The 17331-nt window shown below is 42.1% G+C and carries 14 protein-coding genes and 1 pseudogene; 6 read left to right on the forward strand and 9 right to left on the reverse strand.

Annotation, left to right across the window (positions count from 1 at the left end; all coding sequences use genetic code 11):
• Positions 1-438 precede the first annotated feature (438 nt).
• The 4 genes from RMX98_RS28285 to msrA (RMX98_RS28300) all read left to right on the forward strand — a co-directional run bounded on the left by RMX98_RS28285 (position 439) and on the right by msrA (RMX98_RS28300) (position 2673).
• Positions 439-645 carry a hypothetical protein gene (locus RMX98_RS28285; protein WP_322681982.1) on the forward strand — a complete coding sequence of 69 codons (207 nt, stop codon included), beginning with the start codon at positions 439-441 and terminating at the stop codon, positions 643-645.
• Positions 646-849 (forward strand): hypothetical protein, encoded by a 204-nt coding sequence (locus RMX98_RS28290; RefSeq protein WP_322681983.1) that lies wholly within the window; start codon positions 646-648, stop codon positions 847-849. It abuts the gene before it with no gap.
• A 453-nt stretch (positions 850-1302) separates the two neighbouring features.
• Positions 1303-1899: a peroxiredoxin-like family protein gene (locus tag RMX98_RS28295; RefSeq protein ID WP_322681984.1), complete on the forward strand. Its 597-nt coding sequence runs from the start codon at positions 1303-1305 to the stop codon at positions 1897-1899.
• 282 nt (positions 1900-2181) lie between these two features.
• Positions 2182-2673, forward strand: a complete 492-nt coding sequence (gene msrA, locus RMX98_RS28300) for a peptide-methionine (S)-S-oxide reductase MsrA (protein WP_322681985.1) — start codon at positions 2182-2184, stop codon at positions 2671-2673.
• A gap of 49 nt (positions 2674-2722) precedes the next feature.
• Here msrA (RMX98_RS28300) and msrA (RMX98_RS28305) read toward each other — a convergent pair whose 3' ends face one another.
• Together msrA (RMX98_RS28305) and RMX98_RS28310 are read right to left on the reverse strand one after the other, a co-directional pair.
• On the reverse strand, positions 2723-3400 hold the full coding sequence (gene msrA / locus RMX98_RS28305) for a peptide-methionine (S)-S-oxide reductase MsrA (RefSeq protein ID WP_322681986.1): 678 nt from the start codon (positions 3398-3400) through the stop codon (positions 2723-2725).
• A gap of 464 nt (positions 3401-3864) precedes the next feature.
• Positions 3865-6573: an MGH1-like glycoside hydrolase domain-containing protein gene (locus RMX98_RS28310; RefSeq protein WP_322682011.1), complete on the reverse strand. Its 2709-nt coding sequence runs from the start codon at positions 6571-6573 to the stop codon at positions 3865-3867.
• Positions 6574-7016: 443 nt separating this feature from the next.
• Between RMX98_RS28310 and RMX98_RS28315 the strand changes: the two genes are divergently transcribed.
• The gene (locus RMX98_RS28315) at positions 7017-7202 is read left to right on the forward strand and encodes a hypothetical protein (protein WP_322681987.1); all 186 of its coding nucleotides are present in this window, start codon (positions 7017-7019) and stop codon (positions 7200-7202) included.
• 16 nt (positions 7203-7218) lie between these two features.
• Complete coding sequence (locus RMX98_RS28320) at positions 7219-7767, forward strand: HNH endonuclease (RefSeq protein WP_322681988.1); 549 nt, start codon at positions 7219-7221, stop codon at positions 7765-7767.
• A gap of 175 nt (positions 7768-7942) precedes the next feature.
• Here RMX98_RS28320 and RMX98_RS28325 read toward each other — a convergent pair whose 3' ends face one another.
• From RMX98_RS28325 to RMX98_RS28355, 7 genes and pseudogenes are all read right to left on the reverse strand, one after another.
• Positions 7943-8224: a 3-alpha domain-containing protein gene (locus RMX98_RS28325; protein ID WP_322681989.1), complete on the reverse strand. Its 282-nt coding sequence runs from the start codon at positions 8222-8224 to the stop codon at positions 7943-7945.
• A gap of 47 nt (positions 8225-8271) precedes the next feature.
• Positions 8272-8466, reverse strand: a pseudogene (locus RMX98_RS28330) (DUF4277 domain-containing protein); the annotation flags it as partial.
• A gap of 248 nt (positions 8467-8714) precedes the next feature.
• Entirely contained in the window at positions 8715-10967 is a 2253-nt protein-coding gene (locus RMX98_RS28335; protein ID WP_322681990.1) for a chemotaxis protein CheW, read from the reverse strand.
• A gap of 183 nt (positions 10968-11150) precedes the next feature.
• Positions 11151-12428 (reverse strand): GAF domain-containing protein, encoded by a 1278-nt coding sequence (locus tag RMX98_RS28340; protein ID WP_322681991.1) that lies wholly within the window; start codon positions 12426-12428, stop codon positions 11151-11153.
• 134 nt (positions 12429-12562) lie between these two features.
• Positions 12563-13588, reverse strand: coding sequence for a chemotaxis protein CheW (locus RMX98_RS28345; RefSeq protein ID WP_322681992.1), 1026 nt, complete (start codon positions 13586-13588; stop codon positions 12563-12565).
• Positions 13589-13693: 105 nt separating this feature from the next.
• Positions 13694-14080: a four helix bundle protein gene (locus RMX98_RS28350; protein ID WP_322681993.1), complete on the reverse strand. Its 387-nt coding sequence runs from the start codon at positions 14078-14080 to the stop codon at positions 13694-13696.
• Positions 14081-14120: 40 nt separating this feature from the next.
• Entirely contained in the window at positions 14121-17255 is a 3135-nt protein-coding gene (locus RMX98_RS28355; protein WP_322681994.1) for a hybrid sensor histidine kinase/response regulator, read from the reverse strand.
• Between the last annotated feature and the right edge of the window lie 76 nt (positions 17256-17331).

Raw genomic sequence — 17331 nt, forward strand, 5'->3', positions numbered from 1 at the left:
GACTTGGGACGAGGTATTGCTACCTTGTCTACCTTGTCTACCTTGTTCCCCTGCTCCTATTGGATGCAAAAATTGAGTAATGTAATTTTTGGATGTCCCTAATTTAGAGTATTAAACGGAATTTTCTCTGTAACACAACTGGATTTGGCAATGTCTCCAGTTGAGATAGACATTCTTAAGGACAATATTACCTTATCTCAAGTTTATCTAGTTTATACTCATGCTCTGCAACAGCCAGGTTCCATATTTCTATGCGATCGCACTCGCTAGCTTTTTAACAGTGAACAAGTTATCAGTGGTCTATTTATCCCGCGATCTAAGTCCCCCACAATTTGCTATAAACCTTTGGTGGCGATTCTTTATCCCCCATTAATGCAAAAATAATTGATAAATTTTAACAGTACTGTCTGTTTATTCCATCTACTCAATATTCACAATATGAATATCGACCGATTGCAAGAACTTAAGCGAAAACTCACGAATGACGCAAACTTGCCCGATATCTGGCTATTTTATATGGATTATTTTGCAGATTGGCTAGAATTCACTGACCTGGGTGAGCCTGCCTATAATGAATACCTAGATGCTGTCCTACAAAAAACTTGGAGAGCATTGTTTGGCAGGGCAATAAAGATTAGTGACTGAATGCTATCTACATCGCTCAATATCATTTATTTCATGGAGCTTTCCTTTCTCGAAGGACGTATTGGGGGTGTAATTTATTTCGAGGATATCAAAATTGGCTTAATTGCAGTGTCAGAGGATTATCCAGCTACTAATGTGGTTAAGTATTCACGGTTCTCTGAAATGATTCAACTGTCTGCACCGCAGGGTAACGATTACAATTGAGATTCAGTCTTTAATGTACAGTTAAGGGAATTCCGTTATCTTTGGGTTTTAATTTTCTGAGTGGGGCGATCCGGTTTATCACAAAATTTTCTCTGGCCCCTACCACTATTGTTGCAGTTGACTGGCAACGTCTGAACAGCTGATGGCAGTCCCCTTATTTTAATTGAACAGCACGAACGCTTCAGTTTCAAGCCGTTATTGTACGAACTACTAAGCGACGAAAACACTTGCGCCACTTGTGCTGAACGGATTATTCCCGGCTCATTGAACGGATGGCTTAACGTGTATAAAAATAACAAGAATAGTAGATGATAATCATGCCTTGGAACCTAAAGCAATTATCCCAATAATGCAAATCCAAGGGTCTACTTTTCTCATTTCAGTAAATTCACTGCAACAGTATTTCTCTAGAAAGGTACATAAAAGTATAAGTTAACTTTCAGGAAAATTACGATGAATTTTACAGAGTCTATCAAAAATGAGCTAATTTCTTCGGGTATGATTGACCAAACTTTAAAGATAGGAGATATTATTCCTAATTTCATTCTACCTAATGCTTTCAACCAAGCAGTAGAATTACAAAAACTACTAGTTAGTGGGCCTGTAGTTATTTCCTTTTTTCGAGGTTCTTGGTGTCCTTTCTGTAACTTGGAACTAGCAGGACTCCAGCAAGCATTACCTGCCATTAAAACATTAGGAGCATCACTAATTGCTATTTCACCTCAAACTACTCGTCATACCATATCAGCTGTAGAAAAACATGAACTAACCTATGAAGTATTGAGCGATCGCAGCAATATGATTGCTCGTCAATTTGGGATTGTGTTTCAAATCCCGGAGTATCTAAGACCTATATTAGAGTCAAAGGGTCATGTGTTACCTAGATACAATGGAGATGAGTCTTTTGAAATACCTATTCCAGCTACATTTGTAGTCGATCGAGACGGAAAAATCGTCTATGCTTTTGTTGATGCAGATTATACTAAACGGTTAGACCCAATTGAAATAGTGAGTATCTTACGAAATATTCCTATAGTTAACAAAAGCTAGTAGAGCACGGCGTACATAAACCACCCATTCCAAAAGCAATGAAACGCTTACGCGGCATTCATTTTTAATTCTGCCCTGCGGTACTAGTATATTAATTTTAGATTTAACTATTTTTTCCAATTCTTAGATAATATTCAGTTTTATACCATACTTATCTCAGCATAATCTGTCACTCTAATAATTAAAATCAATCAGGCAGTATTGAGATAATATTTCCTTCTCAAGTATCTGTCTGATTTGATGAGTTTCATTTAAAATTATCACAAAATAGTTGTCAAAGATATGCAAAACGTTAATCTACAAAAAGCGACATTTGGAGCAGGCTGTTTCTGGGGAGTTGAAGCAGCATTTCGTCAAGTAAAAGGAGTAACTTCTACAGCAGTTGGTTACAGTGGTGGACACTTTGATAATCCAACCTACGAAGATGTCTGTAGAGGAAAAACTGGACATGCTGAGGTAGTGGAAGTGGAATACAATCCAGCAATAGTATCTTATAATGAACTGCTAAATGTATTTTGGAATAAGCACAATCCCACAGCATCAAACCATCAGGAGCTAGATGTTGGTTATCAATATCGGTCAGTGATATTTTTCCACACACCAGAGCAGGAATTATTAGCAAGAGCCTCCAAGGAGCAGCTTGAAAATAGTTCTCGTTATCACAAAAATCCAATTGTGACGGAGATTGTAGCTGTATCACAATTCTATAGAGCAGAAGAGTATCATCAGCAATATCAAAAGAAGCATGGACGAACATCTTACAAGATAGGCTAATCTTTCACTGCTTCAGGGGGATGTTAAAAGTCGAATGCTGCAAATTCCCTTACTTGCTATACATATCAGGGAACTTTGCTTGAAGTTTAGCCAACTTCGGCAAGTCATTCACTACCACATAGCGATCGCTCGGATGATGCACTATATAATTCTGATGGTATGCCGCCGCTTGATAAAAACCTTTCAGAGGATCTAATTCCGTCACAATCGGCTTGTCGAAAATTTGCGATTTGTTGAGTTGAGCGATATATTTTTGTGCGACCTGTTTCTGCTCATCGTTAGCAAAAAAGATCGCCGAACGATATTGCTTACCTGAGTCTGGGCCTTGTCGATTTAACTGTGTTGGGTTATGCGCTACCAAAAAGTAGACCTTCAGAAGTTGGTTATATGATATTTTTGATGGATCGTAAGTGATTTTTACGGATTCAGCATGATTAGTTAATCCAGCACTAACAAGTGTGTAGTCTGCGGTTCTTGCATCACCCCCAGAAAAGCCAGAAACGACATCAGAAACACCTAATAGATGCTCAAAAACTGCTTCCATTCCCCAGTAGCAGCCACCAGCGAAAACCGCTACTTGCTTTCCCTGCGGTGCAACAGTCGAAATATCAGTGGCGGGAGCAGAAAGCATCACACGAGATGCACTGTATAGGAGTACAAAAGTCAGCGAAATGATGGACAAGTTGCGTAATAACTGACGGGAGAGAGTAAAGTTATGAATTGACATGAGGTTGTGAACTCTTTATATTTAATAGACGAAGAACCGAGTTTATTTAGCTATTTTGTCATTAGATAGCAGTCTTCAAACCCAACTCAGCGATGAAAACTTTCGGCAGAAGTATTTTTCCGCGACGAATGTAAATTAATCCAGCAAAAGCGAGAATCTTCTTTTTGTTGAATCCTCAATTTATTGCACTCCTTAATTTATTTTTGTATTGAGGCAGAGAAAAACTGTAGATGCAGACTTATAGCCCAATCTACTATTATGAAAAGAGTGATATCATATCTGCCAAATCACTTACGATATGTCATTGCGTTCGCCTTTGGCGTTCGCGTAGCGTCTCGTAGAGAAGCAATCGCAAAGGTTTTGGGACTGCTTCATTACACTAACGCTTCGTAAAGCCCTTCGGGCATGGCTTCGCTTAACGCAATGACAAGTGTTTAACCGGATATGATATGATTTGAGAGGATTTATGCTATGGCGATCGCTTTTTTATCCTGCTCAATTTTTGGTTCCTGATGTTGTGCTTCATATTCACCAAATTGCTGAATAAGTTGAGCAACTAATCCTGTCCATCCAGTTTGATGACTAGCGCCAATTCCGGCTCCGTTATCACCATGAAAATACTCATGGAATAAAATCAAATTTTGCCAGTGTGGGTCATTTTGAAACTTCTGTATTCCACCATACACAGGACGTTGACCAGAGGAATTTTGCAAGAAAATTCTAGTTAATCTTTGAGATAATTCACATGAAACTTCCCAAAGTGTCATCATCTTACCAGAACCAGTAGGGCATTCTACCTTGAAATCATCGCCCAGGTAATAATAGAATTTTTGCAGAGATTCAATTAGTAAGAAATTCACCGGAAACCAAATAGGGCCTCGCCAGTTAGAATTACCACCAAATAAACCACTGCTAGATTCAGCAGGTTCATAATCTACACGAAATTGTGAACCATTGACATCAAAAGTATAGGGATGTTCAGCATGAAATCTGGAAACTGCGCGAATACCATAAGGGCTAAAAAACTCACTTTCATCCAGCATTTTTTGCAGAATACTTCTTAATTTATCCCGTGAAACAATTGCTAATAATCTTCTAGCACCAATTCCTTTTGTTTCCATACAAGCTACATTTTGCCGCAAGTCAGGGCGGTTTTGGATAAACCATTCCAGCCGTTTTTTAAAGCCAGGAAGCATCTTTAAGGTTTCTGGTTCAATGCTTTCAATCGCAAATAGGGGGATTAATCCCACCATTGACCGGACTTTTAAGGTAATCTGCCGTTCATGTAAATGTAGCACATCGTAGTAAAATCCATCTGATTCATTCCACAAACTGGCTTCCATTGCGCCAATTTTATTCATAGCATCGGCTATGTAGAGAAAATGCTCAAAGAACTTGGTGGCAATGTCTTCATAAACAGAATTAGTCTTGGCTAATTCGAGAGCGATCACTAACATATTTAAACAGTACATTCCCATCCAACTAGTACCATCAGATTGGTCAATATGTCCACCTGTGGGAAGGGCTGCACTGCGGTCAAATACGCCAATATTATCTAATCCTAAAAATCCTCCTTGAAAGACGTTATTCCCCTCAGCATCCTTACGATTTACCCACCAGGTAAAATTGAGCATCAGCTTTTGAAAAACCCGTTCTAAAAACTGTCGGTCTGTTCGCCCGTAAATCTTCTGTTCAATCTTATAAATGCGCCAAGTTGCCCAAGCATGAACAGGGGGATTAACATCACCAAATGCCCATTCATAAGCAGGAATTTGCCCATTAGGATGCATATACCATTCCCGTGTGAGAACATCCAATTGGTACTTAGCAAAATCTGGGTCAATGATTGCCAAAGGAATAGTATGAAATGCTAAATCCCAAGCTGCAAACCAGGGATATTCCCACTTATCAGGCATAGAGAGAATATCTTCATTGTAGAGATGGAACCACTCTTGATTTCTGCCATTTTGACGTTCTGCTGGGGGTGTTGGTGTGTTGCGATCGCCTTTCAACCAATTCTCTACAATATAATGATAAAATTGCTTACTCCACAACATCCCAGCAAATGCTTGTCGTTGCACATTTCGCATATCTTCACTTAGAGTACATGGAGTAATACGTTGATAAAATTCTTCAGCTTCTTTTTGTCGCTGACTAAAAACTGCCTCAAATTCATTACCAAATGGCTCAACTAAATTGGCTGCATTACTGAGTCGCAATTTAAGAGTTTTAGTTTCAACTGCTCCAATTATTAATACATAATTAGCAGATGCTTTTGTCCCAATTCTATCGGGATTTACTGCTGATTTTTGACCATTTACGATGTAATCATTAATGCCATCTTTCACATAAGCAGAGGTATTGAGAGAACCAAATAATCGCTGATAATTTGTCTCGTTGTCTGTAAAGAGAATCTCTGTTGCTTCCTGACAATACAACCACCTATTTCCTAAACTTGGGTGAGACGCTTCAATGATATTGAAGCTACGATCTGATTTAATCTCTTTTAAAGTCGGTTTATCTGCATCTCCATTCCAACACCAAGTATTGCGAAACCAAATAGTAGGTAACAGGTGCAATGTCTTAGCTTCTGTACCTTGATTGACGACTTTAATTTGGATGAGAATATCTTCAGCATAATGCTTGGCATACTCCACAAAAACATCAAAATAGCGATTATCATCAAATACACCTGTATCTAATAGTTCAAATTCTGGCTCTTGACGATTTCGGCGTTGATTTTCCGCAACTAATTGGGAGTAGGGAAAAGCGGTTTGAGGATATTTATACAGCGCTTTCATATAAGAATGTGTGGGGGTGCTGTCTAAATAAAAATAATATTCCTTAACATCTTCACCGTGATTACCTTCACTACCAGTTAGACCAAAAATTCTTTCTTTGAGAATAGAATCTTCACCATTCCAAAGAGCGATCGCAAAACAAAGCCGTTGATGATTATCAGAAATACCAAAAATCCCATCTTCACCCCAACGGTAAGCGCGAGAACGGGCTTGATCGTGGGTGAAATAGTCCCAGGCTGTACCGTTGGGGCTGTAGTCTTCGCGTACTGTTCCCCATTGGCGATCGCTTAAATATGGCCCCCATCTGCGCCAATGGGCTATCTGATTTTGGGCTTCTGCTAATCTGATTTCTTCTTGGGTTGGAGTTGTCATCATCTCACCCTCTGCATATCTGCACTTTAGTTGAGTTAATTGGCTATATTGAGTATCACGTTTTTATCAAAGATGCGGCTGATATTTTGATTAAAGTTTGCTAGGTGAATTGATAAATAAAAATTTAGGATAAACTCAGCAAAAAATAATATTAGTTGTTATTTATCTCAGATGCTCGTTATATTTTATAATATTTAGCGCAACTAAATTGCAACTTACAGCCAAAGTATAAATCATATATTTACAATTAAGATAGCATTAGTTCAAAAAAGAGATTGATGATGATGTTGTAAGAACGACAAGCGCAAGTGCTGCAATTACTGATTAAGGAGCGCTGGCATTGAGCTAAAGTTGTGCTGTAATTAGTTATTATACTGCTTACTATTTTGAGAACTATCTGATCAAGAATATTATTTCAACTTGTAGAAGAATAGGTGAGTGTAATGGATCAAGTTTTTAATAATCTAGAAATTGATAATATGGTTCAAGCGCTCGAAGATGGTATTTATGTCTTTGACTTGAAATTGTTATGTGGGGGTTATGCCTATTTTTCAACTTTTACTGCTTGGGTTGGATTTGGTAAATTGCAAAGAGAAATTAGAAAACCAGATTTGGTAAATATTAATTAAACACTTTTATGATGCCTTGAAAGAATTAGGACACTTCAAGAGTAAAAGTTTTTTTCATAAGGGTTTGGTTATCGGCAGTGAAGAGCAATATGAAAAATGGCTGTATCGTAAAGGATGGGGCTTTTTCACCAAGCAATACGTTCAAAGAAAGATGCCACAATGGTTAAAGCAGCGTGAATGCTTACATTCCCCATTAGGTGTATTTACAGATATTGAACTTGCCCCACCTTCGATTTTAAAACAGTACGCGCATTCAGGTATACGCCGTAAGGTTATCGAACGTGACGGTAAAAAATGTCTTCTCTGTGGAGCCGAATCACAACTTACAATGCAACATATAGTACCTTATAGTAGGGGAGGTGAAACAACAATTAGGAACTTAGTAACACTTTGTAATGATTGTAATCAGAGATGTGGTATTGAGTTATTAATAGAGTTGTATGATTTAGCTGGTTTGTATTATGGTCTCGATCCATCTTTAGTGAAAAAAAGACCTTCAACAGAAGCTTTATATAAAGCCATATCTTTGTCCGATAACCTCATGCAGACACGCTGTGAAGTATAGTAGTATGGGGAGTATAAAAGCAAGGGCTAACACAATATTTGAGTGAACAGCCGAAACTACTAATGCTAAATTCGAGGTCATTTGCTATTGCTCAACTGTGCTGTTAAACCCAATCCTCAAGTCATAAGTTATTTCCCAATATCAACTTTCTGTTGCCAGCCAAGTATGCAAAAATTCATTTTTTAAACTTATCGATTTGCTGTTGAAAGTAATCTCGCCAACCTGTAGGTAACGCCTCAACTTGTACGGCGCGGTGCAACAATTCTAAGTCGTGTGTTTCCCGTGCATAAAGTCGGGTAATATCAGCAACAGTGACATTATTTGAGTCTCGACTGATTAACGACAAAGTATCATCATTTCCGACTTTACCCTCTTGCAGCACCGAAAAGTAGAACCCCGTTAGGCGGCTATCTAAAAACTGTTTAACTATATCAGCCTTTCCAAACTTAATTCCCAATATCTCCATTTTATTGTGATGTGACAGTTCTGGGTGCGGAATCCCGGATATAATGTTCCAGATACAAACCCTAACCCGTTTAGTATCATTGCTTTGACCGCCTGACCCGCGCTTACCTTTTCTTGCGGGTGCTGTCCAAGTATTTTATTTATTTGGTCTACCAACCCTATTTCATCAATAATTCCTGCTATTATCCCCAGATGATTTAGATTTTTTACTTCAATGCTCAAGGGCGAATTCATTTTCACACTATATCCCATCAACTATTTTTAGCTTTTCATGATGGAAGCTTATATAGTGCTAATTTTATTTATTTTTTGACTTCTACCCTAATTCTGGCTATTAACTTTACTTATGTGGTTTTATTGTCTCAATTATTACTATTATTCTTGATTTACTTACTGCTTTCTCTGTGTGCTAGTTTTAGGTGCAGAACGTGGGTTAAAACTGCTGTAATTCATGTGCAACAAACATTTCGGCAGGTATTGATTCAAGTTAGAGATTTTGTGAGAAGCTGACCATCCAAAACCAGGCTAAGTTGCCCATTAGCAAGAATGCTAGTTCCTTGGATATAAGCAGCAACTGGGATTGCTTCCCCCAGAGGATGGATCGCAGAAGATTGCTTGCCGATGATGCAATCTACTTCTAAAGCACATCGTTTGTCTAAGTAACGAAATACTAATAAAGGCTTATCCTGCTTGAAAGCATTTAGTGTATTTGTGCTGTAAGTAGTAGCTGAGGTGGGAAGGTGGTTAGGACAAATCAGCACATCAGTCAATAAGTGGATAGGCACGAGTATTTCTGTTGTTAAATCCTCATCAGCACAACCAAGAAAGCCACTGGTGCCAGAAGACTGCAAAAATAACATACGTCCCGCTTGAGTTTGGATGATTTGTTCGGATTGAGATAGACAAATCTGCTCTACAGAATCGGCAATAAATGCATAGACTCTGGAGTTAGCTTGACAGATGATAAGTTGAGCAATTTTTTGATTGAGGGGAATTTGGAGTGAGAAGGCTGTACCATGTCCAGCTTTAGACTTCAATACTATTCTTCCCTGAATAGCTGTTAATTGCTTGCAAACTTCAGTTAATTCTACTCCTAACTCTAAAGCAGCGTGATCGCATAAAACAGATGAAACCTCTGGTTCAATTACCAGTTCTTGTAAGATATCCCCTGGTTTTGTCAGGGCGAGTCCTTGGGCTAAAGCTTGTTGATAGATTTGAGATAAGTTCAGTCCTGCGCCATCATCACAGCCATCAATAATTAGTTGATTTCCCTGCTGGTAAACTTGAATTTCAATAATACCGTTGCTATTTTTACCAAGGTGTTGGCGTGTTTGGCCAGACTCAATACTTTGCTCTAGTAAATAGCAACTTATATGTAACAAAAGAGCATGGAGGCGATCGCTAAATGCCCGATCGACTTGGATATCGCTAACTTGTAAATGTAGTCTAGCAGACTTATCTTGTAGAGCTTGTAACTGAGACCAAAGCCGATGCAAGGATTCTAAGGCTACTTTTAAAGGAATAGTTGTAACTGTTTTGACTAAATTGGAAGAATGGTTAAGTAACTTTTTCTGCTGTATAAGTTCTTGTTTGAGTTGGTGATGATTGTTATTCAGCGAATCAACAGTTGATGCCACCTGAGACGCTTCAGCTAAAACAGATTGCAGAGTACTGTATAATTGCTGAGAGCGAGAAGCAGCTAGAGGAGAAAGGGTATCTGAAATTGCTACTAAACGTCCTGACCATTCCTGTAGATTATCCAGCAGGTGTTGTAATCGTTTAACTTGTCGGAGCAACCGCCCGATCGTATGTTGCTGTTGTTCTTCTTGACAGGCTTGCTGATTATATGTAGTTAATAATGTTGCAACTAACGCGTTTAGTTGTTCGAGATGCTCAATGTTGATGGGTGTGGCGGTTGGAATACTTGTTGCAAGAATGGTAGAAATCGATTCTTGCAAAGAGAGTGGATGTTGATCGCGAACAGATTTAACTAGGGATGCAACAGAAGTTTCAGTAGGCAGGGAAAAATCCCCTAACCAAGCATGAAAATCTTCTTCCTCTAGGTTTGCTAGTTCCCCTACCTTGATGGGAAGCTGCTCTGTATCTACGTGAACAAGGCTGTCAGACTGGGGGCTAGTCTCACAAGAGGCAGGGGGCAGAGGGGCGGAGGGGCAGAGGGGCAGAGGGGCAGAGGGGCGGAGGGGAAAGAACTTGGTATTTGAACTCTCCTTTGCTCCCCTGCTCCCCTGCTCCCCTGCTTTTTCACATTCGTGTGGTTGCTCTATCGATATCTCAAGGTTTGTTTCCTGGGTGATAACGCTTTGTTGGCGATTGCCAAACTCTGCTTGTAGACGAGCAACAATGGCAGACATCCGCTCCAGAATTTCTACTTCGTCAATTTGCGAGGCTGTTAAAAATGCCATCAATAGCATCTGTAGACAATCTAATCCTTCTGACAACAGGGAAGCGATTGGGGCGTTGACAGTTGCCCGATACTGATGCAGAAGCTGAAAAATCTCTTCTAGTGTAGCCGCAACTATGGCAATGGCATCTAACTCGGCTGCTATGGCAATCGAATGCAGAGAGCGAGCAGCTTCCATGAGAGCCAAAGCTGTACCAGGGTTACTGTCTTTTGTATAGTTAGGCAACTCCTGCTCCAAGAACAGTAACAGATCGATCGCTTCTTCTAGAAAGCGATCGTCGTTCTGCGGTTGGGGGACAAAATCGGTACTCATGAAAACAACTCTCAGTTTCTATGGGGTTTGTGACAATTCTATAAACTTCTTGGCATTTGTCGGGAAAAGGCGAAGGTGGGGTCCCAAGAAGGGGATAAGGGGGAAAGGTTCTGTATTTTGCCTTTCCCCTTTAACCTTTACCCTTTTCCCACCTCTTGCAAAAAGCACAAATGCCAAGAGGTCTTATGGCTTCGACATTGATTTGAGGGTACAAGCAGCGATGTCGGTGATCGCTGTGAATTGCTCCTGGATTTGCGCGATTGACTCCAGCCCCGCACTGATTTGGCGATCGCAAGGTTCGATAGCAGAAGCAACGTCTGCTGCTGCGACCTGGAGTTCTTGGAACCATTCCTCTATATTTAAGGTGCTGTCGCGGGCTTGACGGGCGAGAATTTCCACCTGTTCGGCAGCAGCTAGCAAACCTCGTTCCTGGTCGCTAGTTTTTGTGGCTTCGATGGCTGTATTCAGGGACAAAACCTGAATTTTGCTACTCAAGCCTTCCACAAGATGAACAAAGCCAGAAGCTTGCTGGCAAAATTCACCAAGGTATTGCAGCTGTTTATTAGTAATAGCAACAGTATCTTGAATAGACATTAAATGCTCGTTGGCAAGTTCGGCGATTCTTACTCCTTTTTGTACAGCCTGGCTCACCTGCTGAAATGGCACTAGTAACTCAGAGCGATCGCAGGATTCAGCTTTTTGGGGAGGCGATGACAGATGTTGAGCAGGTGGAGCTACTATTTCAGCCCAACGCAAGTTAATTGTCAAAATCATTCCTACTTGTTGTAGCAAACTGCGCTCTGCTTCCTGCCATTTTCGTGGTTGAAGGCAATGATGAATAACTAAAAAACCCCAAGGCTGTTGTTTGACAATCAAGGGCAAGCACAGGCTAGCTTGCACCTGAAAGCGTTGCCAAAATTGCTGTTGGCGTGGAGTTAATTCCAATACTTCAGTTAGGTTGCCCTGCGAGTTTTGTCCGTCGCCAACATCGGGTTTATTAACAAACAAATTTATCGGTAGGGATTGGTTGAGCAAGGATGTCCAACCCGCTTGTATAGCTTCAGCGATCGCCCGACTACGATTATCTTCCTCAAAACGATAAATCAAGACGCGATCGGCTTTGAGAACATCTCGAAGGGCGGTGACTGTAACCTCCAAAAGTGCGGTTTGACCTTTTGCTTGTTGCATTTGTCGCTCGATGGTCGCAAGTTGTTCTCGCTGAAGTTGAAAAGCCCCTCGAACATTTTCATCATTGTCACTGGGCGAATCCTTAGCTTTAGCTAAAGCTTGGATAAAAGCTTCGATTTGACTTACCTTCTGCTGCAATTGAGCGACCTTTGGCCCCTTAGCAGATTGAAAGACTGCTTTGATTACAGCCACATTAGCCAAAATTTCTTCTATCTGGATTTCATTTTCAACAGGCTGGGTTTCAGAATTAGGGTCTAAAGTTGCGATCGTCACAGAAAACTCCTTGGCAGCATCAAGTCAAATAAAAAAGCAGGGGAGCAGGGGAGCAGGGGAGCAGGGGAGCAAAGGAGAGTTCAAATACCAAGTTCTTTCTCCTCCGCCCCCCTCCTCCTGCCCCCTGCCTCTTATCAGTGGGTTTGCCATTGCAATGTCTGGGCGATCGCTCTGGTGTCTAAAATCCAGCGATCGCCTGGCAGAATACCTCGCACAAAATTTAGTAGTTTGTTTGGCGAAAAGTCGGTTGGTGCCGATTGTGCTTGCTGTAAATCCTGCCACTCTACATCGTAGACATGAGCCACCAAAAATCCGACTACCTGATTTTGCAATTCGAGAACCAGAACCATTGGCTTTTCTGGTCGTGATTGCCGCTTTAAAAGTGGCGCATAACCAAGCAAATGTTCCAAGTCAACCAGCCGCAGCATCTGTCCTTGCCAATTATAGAAACCTAAAATCCAACTTGGTAAGGCCGGGGCTGGGGAAATTTCTTGGCTAGCGAGATGAATCATGTCCACTATTGAGTCAAATGGTAGCAATCCACTTCCTTGATTCCCCAAAGAAAAACGGAGAAATCTTTGCCGTTGTTCGCCTGATGTCAATCCAGGAGCCAAGGTTGGGGTTGTTCCGGGCAACCCCAACTTATCAGCCAATATCTGGCTCATACCAAAAAGAAGTACTTTGAGTGGTTCCTCGTTTGGTGCTACAGGCAAAACAGCCATGTGGCTCACACAGCTTAACTCTGCCACTTGCCGATAAGACCAAGGCACGGGACGCACAGCTGACAAAGGAATATCGATTAAGGCAGGGGGCTTGTCCACAGGAATGCCACAAATTTCCCCAGTCCGCGTTTGAGTCAGAAGTAAGAAGCGCCCTGAAGTGTCAACTGCAGAGGGAACTTGATACGGCTGTTGGGCTTGCATTTGCGAAATGAACTTTTGGCGCAAGTCCACAATTGTGATCGTTTGCGCTCCCAAATCAACCATCCCGATACCACTTTCAACCGTATTGCTAATAGGAGGGCAAGCCATCACCTTGAGAACTGCCCCAACTGGCAGGGCAAATAAATAGTCTGCGATCGCAAAAACAACGACTCGTAATGAATCGTGCTCGCTCACAGCACCAGATAATCGCTTAAACGGAAAGGGAGTGTTAAGCATAAGTCGGTAGGTGTTGAAAACTGTGGTTAGGGGGCAGAGGGACAGGGGAGCAGGAGAGCAGAGGGGCAGAGGGGCAGGGGAGCAGAGGAGCAGGGGAGAAAGATATTAACGCTTCATTAGCCAAGGTGAGGGGTCAGTAATCATATTTACCAAACCACCTAAGATCCGATTGTAGATTCCATATAATTCTCTGCCTAATTCAACATCCAAATAATTGCACTTAACAGTAAATTCAATCCATGTTTGCGTTTCTGCTGCCTCTGCTTCACAGTCATTGAGTTTAGCCACAAAAGCTGCTTCATATCGACGTTTTCTCCAAGCTTCAGCCAGATTTGCACAAACAGAACGTGATGATCGACGGATCTGATCGGTTAATGAATACCGCTCCTCAACAGGAAACTTTTTGGAGAGTTCAAAGATTTTCATAGCTGCATCAAATGCCATTTGATAAACTTTCAAGTCTTTATGATTTTTAATTGGTTCTTTTTCCATCTCCATCTACTCCTCTGCTCCCCTGCTCCCCTGCCTCATCTCAGGTATGAACCAGTTCAGCGATCGCGGCTAGAAAGCTCTGTTCTGAATAGGGTTTGGTCATGTAAGCTTTCGCCCCTAGAGCTAAAGCTAATTGGCGGTGCTTCTGGCCGCTACGGGTAGTCAGCATCACCACAGGAATCCCAGACAAACGCTCGTCTTGGCGACGGTGTTCTAAAAACTCAAATCCATTCATACGTGGCATTTCAATGTCACAAATCACTAAATCGACATCACCGTGTTGCAGCATTTGCGCGATCGCCTCTCGACCATCGCCTGCTTGCAATACTTGATAATCGGCTTTCTGGAGCGTCTGCACCAAACTTTGTCTTTGTACAACCGAATCTTCCACTACTAACACCATCAGCCGGTCAGGTTGAGCAACGGCTGTATTAACTTCCACCGACTGTTGTTGCGGTTGCGTTATCGTTAGCTGGGATTGCTGACCCTCTAGAGCCAGAACAGGCTCAGGTGCGGGCAATAGTTTAGTTGCAAGACTTGATGCCGGGGAAGTTGGCATCATATCTGTCTCCCAGATTTGCCGAACTAACTCCAACGGGTCAACGATTAGGGTAAGACTACCATTGCCCAACACGCTGTAGCCTTGGATGTAACTAGGTAAAGTCAGGACTCTGCCGAGGGATTTAATTACTAATTCCTGCTCGACTAAAATCTGATCGACTTGCAAACACAGGTATTGATGCTCTGTTTCCAACAGTAGCAGAGGTTCAACGGTGTTCCGTTGTTTGACTGGAAAAGGACTGAGGTTTAAATTGTGGTCTTGGGTGAATAAAGGATATTTGTAATCCAGCAAATTGGCAAGCGAGCGGATGGGAACTAGTTGCTGACTTTGCCCTTCTCCCCACTGCCAGAATTTTTGGCTGCCTTGCCCGTGTAAAGATTGCTGGACTTGAATCTGCTCTGGCTGCGGTAATAAAACCTGGCTAACTCCTTCAGACAGCAAGCCATAAGTAATACCTTGAGATTGACAAACCAGCAAGCGTGCTGTTGTCAAGCTCAGAGGCAATTGCAAGATGAAGGTGGTTCCCTGCCCTGAAAGCGATCGCACCACAATCGAACCTTGTAAAGCTTGCAATTGAGTGCGAACGACATCTAAGCCGATACCACGACCAGATAACTCACCGATCTGCTTGGCGGTAGAAAAGCCTGGTTCAAATAATAACTCTGCCAGTTGGTCTTCTGAGGCATAGGCAGCTTGTTCGGAAGTCAGCAGGTGTTTTTCTATACCTCGCTGACGAATGGATTCCCAGTTAAAGCCTTGACCATCATCCCGTACTTCAATAGTAGTGCGGTTGCCTTGATGATAGGCTTGAATTGTAATTGTTCCGGTTTCTGGTTTACCCTGCTGGCGGCGAGCTTCTACCGGTTCAATGCCGTGATCGAAGGCATTACGAATCATGTGCAGCAAGGGATCGTACAACTGCTCAGAAATGGCTTTATCCACCAGTACCTTCGTACCGCCAAGCTTGAGTTCAACAGGCTTATGATAAGTTGCTACCATCTGTTGCAGCAGCCGGGGTAATCGATTCAACACTGTTCCCAGTGGAACCATTCTGGCTTGCAGCAAATCCTCCTGCGCTCCTGAAAGCAGTTGCTTGCGCTTGCCGAGACTGAAGCGAGATTGCTGAACTAAGCCATTAACAGCCTCAATCCGTTCTCCTAATTGCACCATGTCTTCTGTAAGATTTTGCAGGAGAATGTGCAACTCGCTATAGTTATCCATTTCTAAGGCATCAAAATTGGATTGTGCCTCGGTAGTTGGAACTGAGCGTGGAGAGCCATGTATATGTCGCTGCTTGCGTTCGGGAAGCAGCAGATGTCGATCCGACCAAGTAAAAACTTTACTAAGTTGTTGTTGACAGTACAAAAACTGTAGTAGAGTATCTTGAGCTGCTTTCTGAATGTGATTAGATTGCAGGTTTTGTTGGTTTTCACTGATTAGCAATTCCCCAATTGTATGGCTGAGACGATCAAGCTGTTCTATCGCTACTCGGATACTGGGAAGTGATGCCGATGATTGAGCCTGGAGGCTTGGTGGTGGTGGAGAGGCTGGCCGATCTGAGTCTGAGTATCGGCAGGATGTCTGGGGATCTCCGATCCAGATTGACTGTAAAATCCGCTCTATGGCGGAGGGGGCTACTACCGAATCCTGAGAAATAGGTGCTAGTACCTCCGGTGTTTTCGGTAGCGAGTTATCAGTCCGCTTCGGGAAAAACGACCAAATTGATTCCGCTTCGCTGGCACTGAGGAGGGGAGATGGCTGATTCTCAGTTGTAGTCGTTTGTGTTGCTTGAGCAGCGATCGCAACTGGCTGTTCTTGCGGTTCTGAGACAGGACTAGTGAGCATTGCCCATTCTCGCAATTGTAGAGATATCTCTCCTCCTTGAGTGCGATCGCCTGCAAGTACTGCTGTTTGAGCCGCTTTAAAATTTTCTAAAGCCACCTGAGCGATTTCCAATACTTTATCTGGATGTGCTTTGAGTGCGTTTAGGGTCGCCTGGGCAATTTCTTCCAATCCAGATAAGCCATAAGATGCTGCTAATTCAACAAAAAATTCTGCTTGAGAGTTGAGTGTTGTTTGAATTTGTTGCGGATCTTGGCTTTGGATATCAGCTTCAAGTTGTTGCAAATCCTGGAGTACACTCCCGGAAAAGATTGACTCTACCACATCAAAGCCAAGTTCTTCCGAACTGGGAAGCGGAGCCTCACGACCAAAAAAGTCGCCTAGTTTATGTTGGAGTTGGGCGAAAATTGAGGCAGTGCGATCAAGTATTTCTGCCTCATTGCAGGATAAGCCCATCAAGGCTGCACTCAATGGAGTTCGCAGGCATTCATAAGCATCTAGAAGCAAAGCACCCAATTCTGGATCGATTTCCAATTCTGGAGCATATAAAGCTTGGAATACATCTTCCAAATGATGGGCAATTGTCTGAATAGTTTCTTGCCCAACACTGGCAGCACTCCCTTTGATAGTATGGGCGCTTCGCATCAAGGCATGAACTTTTTCTATTGTTTTTTCATCAAGTAGACCGATCAGATTCTGCTCAATGGTTTGCAATAACTCTGCCGCTTCCGCAAGAAAAGCCTGCTCTTGATTACTGGGATCGGGGTTCATAATACGCTTGGTGTCAAGGAGATTTATCTGTTAAGGCAGGCAGGGGGAGCAGGGGAGAGTTTTTGTACAAATTTTT

The organism is Nostoc sp. DedQUE02, assembly GCF_034531035.1.
Taxonomy (GTDB): Bacteria; Cyanobacteriota; Cyanobacteriia; order Cyanobacteriales; family Nostocaceae; genus Nostoc.

What these genes read in the sequence shown, in the direction of transcription:
- RMX98_RS28315 (WP_322681987.1), top strand. Translation starts at nt 7,017, where the DNA reads ATGGATCAAGTTTTTAATAATCTAGAAATTGATAATATGGTTCAAGCG.
- RMX98_RS28350 (WP_322681993.1), bottom strand. Translation starts at nt 14,080, where the DNA reads ATGGAAAAAGAACCAATTAAAAATCATAAAGACTTGAAAGTTTATCAA.
- RMX98_RS28285 (WP_322681982.1), top strand. Translation starts at nt 439, where the DNA reads ATGAATATCGACCGATTGCAAGAACTTAAGCGAAAACTCACGAATGAC.
- msrA (WP_322681986.1), bottom strand. Translation starts at nt 3,400, where the DNA reads ATGTCAATTCATAACTTTACTCTCTCCCGTCAGTTATTACGCAACTTG.
- RMX98_RS28295 (WP_322681984.1), top strand. Translation starts at nt 1,303, where the DNA reads ATGAATTTTACAGAGTCTATCAAAAATGAGCTAATTTCTTCGGGTATG.
- RMX98_RS28310 (WP_322682011.1), bottom strand. Translation starts at nt 6,573, where the DNA reads ATGACAACTCCAACCCAAGAAGAAATCAGATTAGCAGAAGCCCAAAAT.
- RMX98_RS28345 (WP_322681992.1), bottom strand. Translation starts at nt 13,588, where the DNA reads ATGCTTAACACTCCCTTTCCGTTTAAGCGATTATCTGGTGCTGTGAGC.
- RMX98_RS28355 (WP_322681994.1), bottom strand. Translation starts at nt 17,255, where the DNA reads ATGAACCCCGATCCCAGTAATCAAGAGCAGGCTTTTCTTGCGGAAGCG.
- RMX98_RS28290 (WP_322681983.1), top strand. Translation starts at nt 646, where the DNA reads ATGCTATCTACATCGCTCAATATCATTTATTTCATGGAGCTTTCCTTT.
- msrA (WP_322681985.1), top strand. Translation starts at nt 2,182, where the DNA reads ATGCAAAACGTTAATCTACAAAAAGCGACATTTGGAGCAGGCTGTTTC.
- RMX98_RS28335 (WP_322681990.1), bottom strand. Translation starts at nt 10,967, where the DNA reads ATGAGTACCGATTTTGTCCCCCAACCGCAGAACGACGATCGCTTTCTA.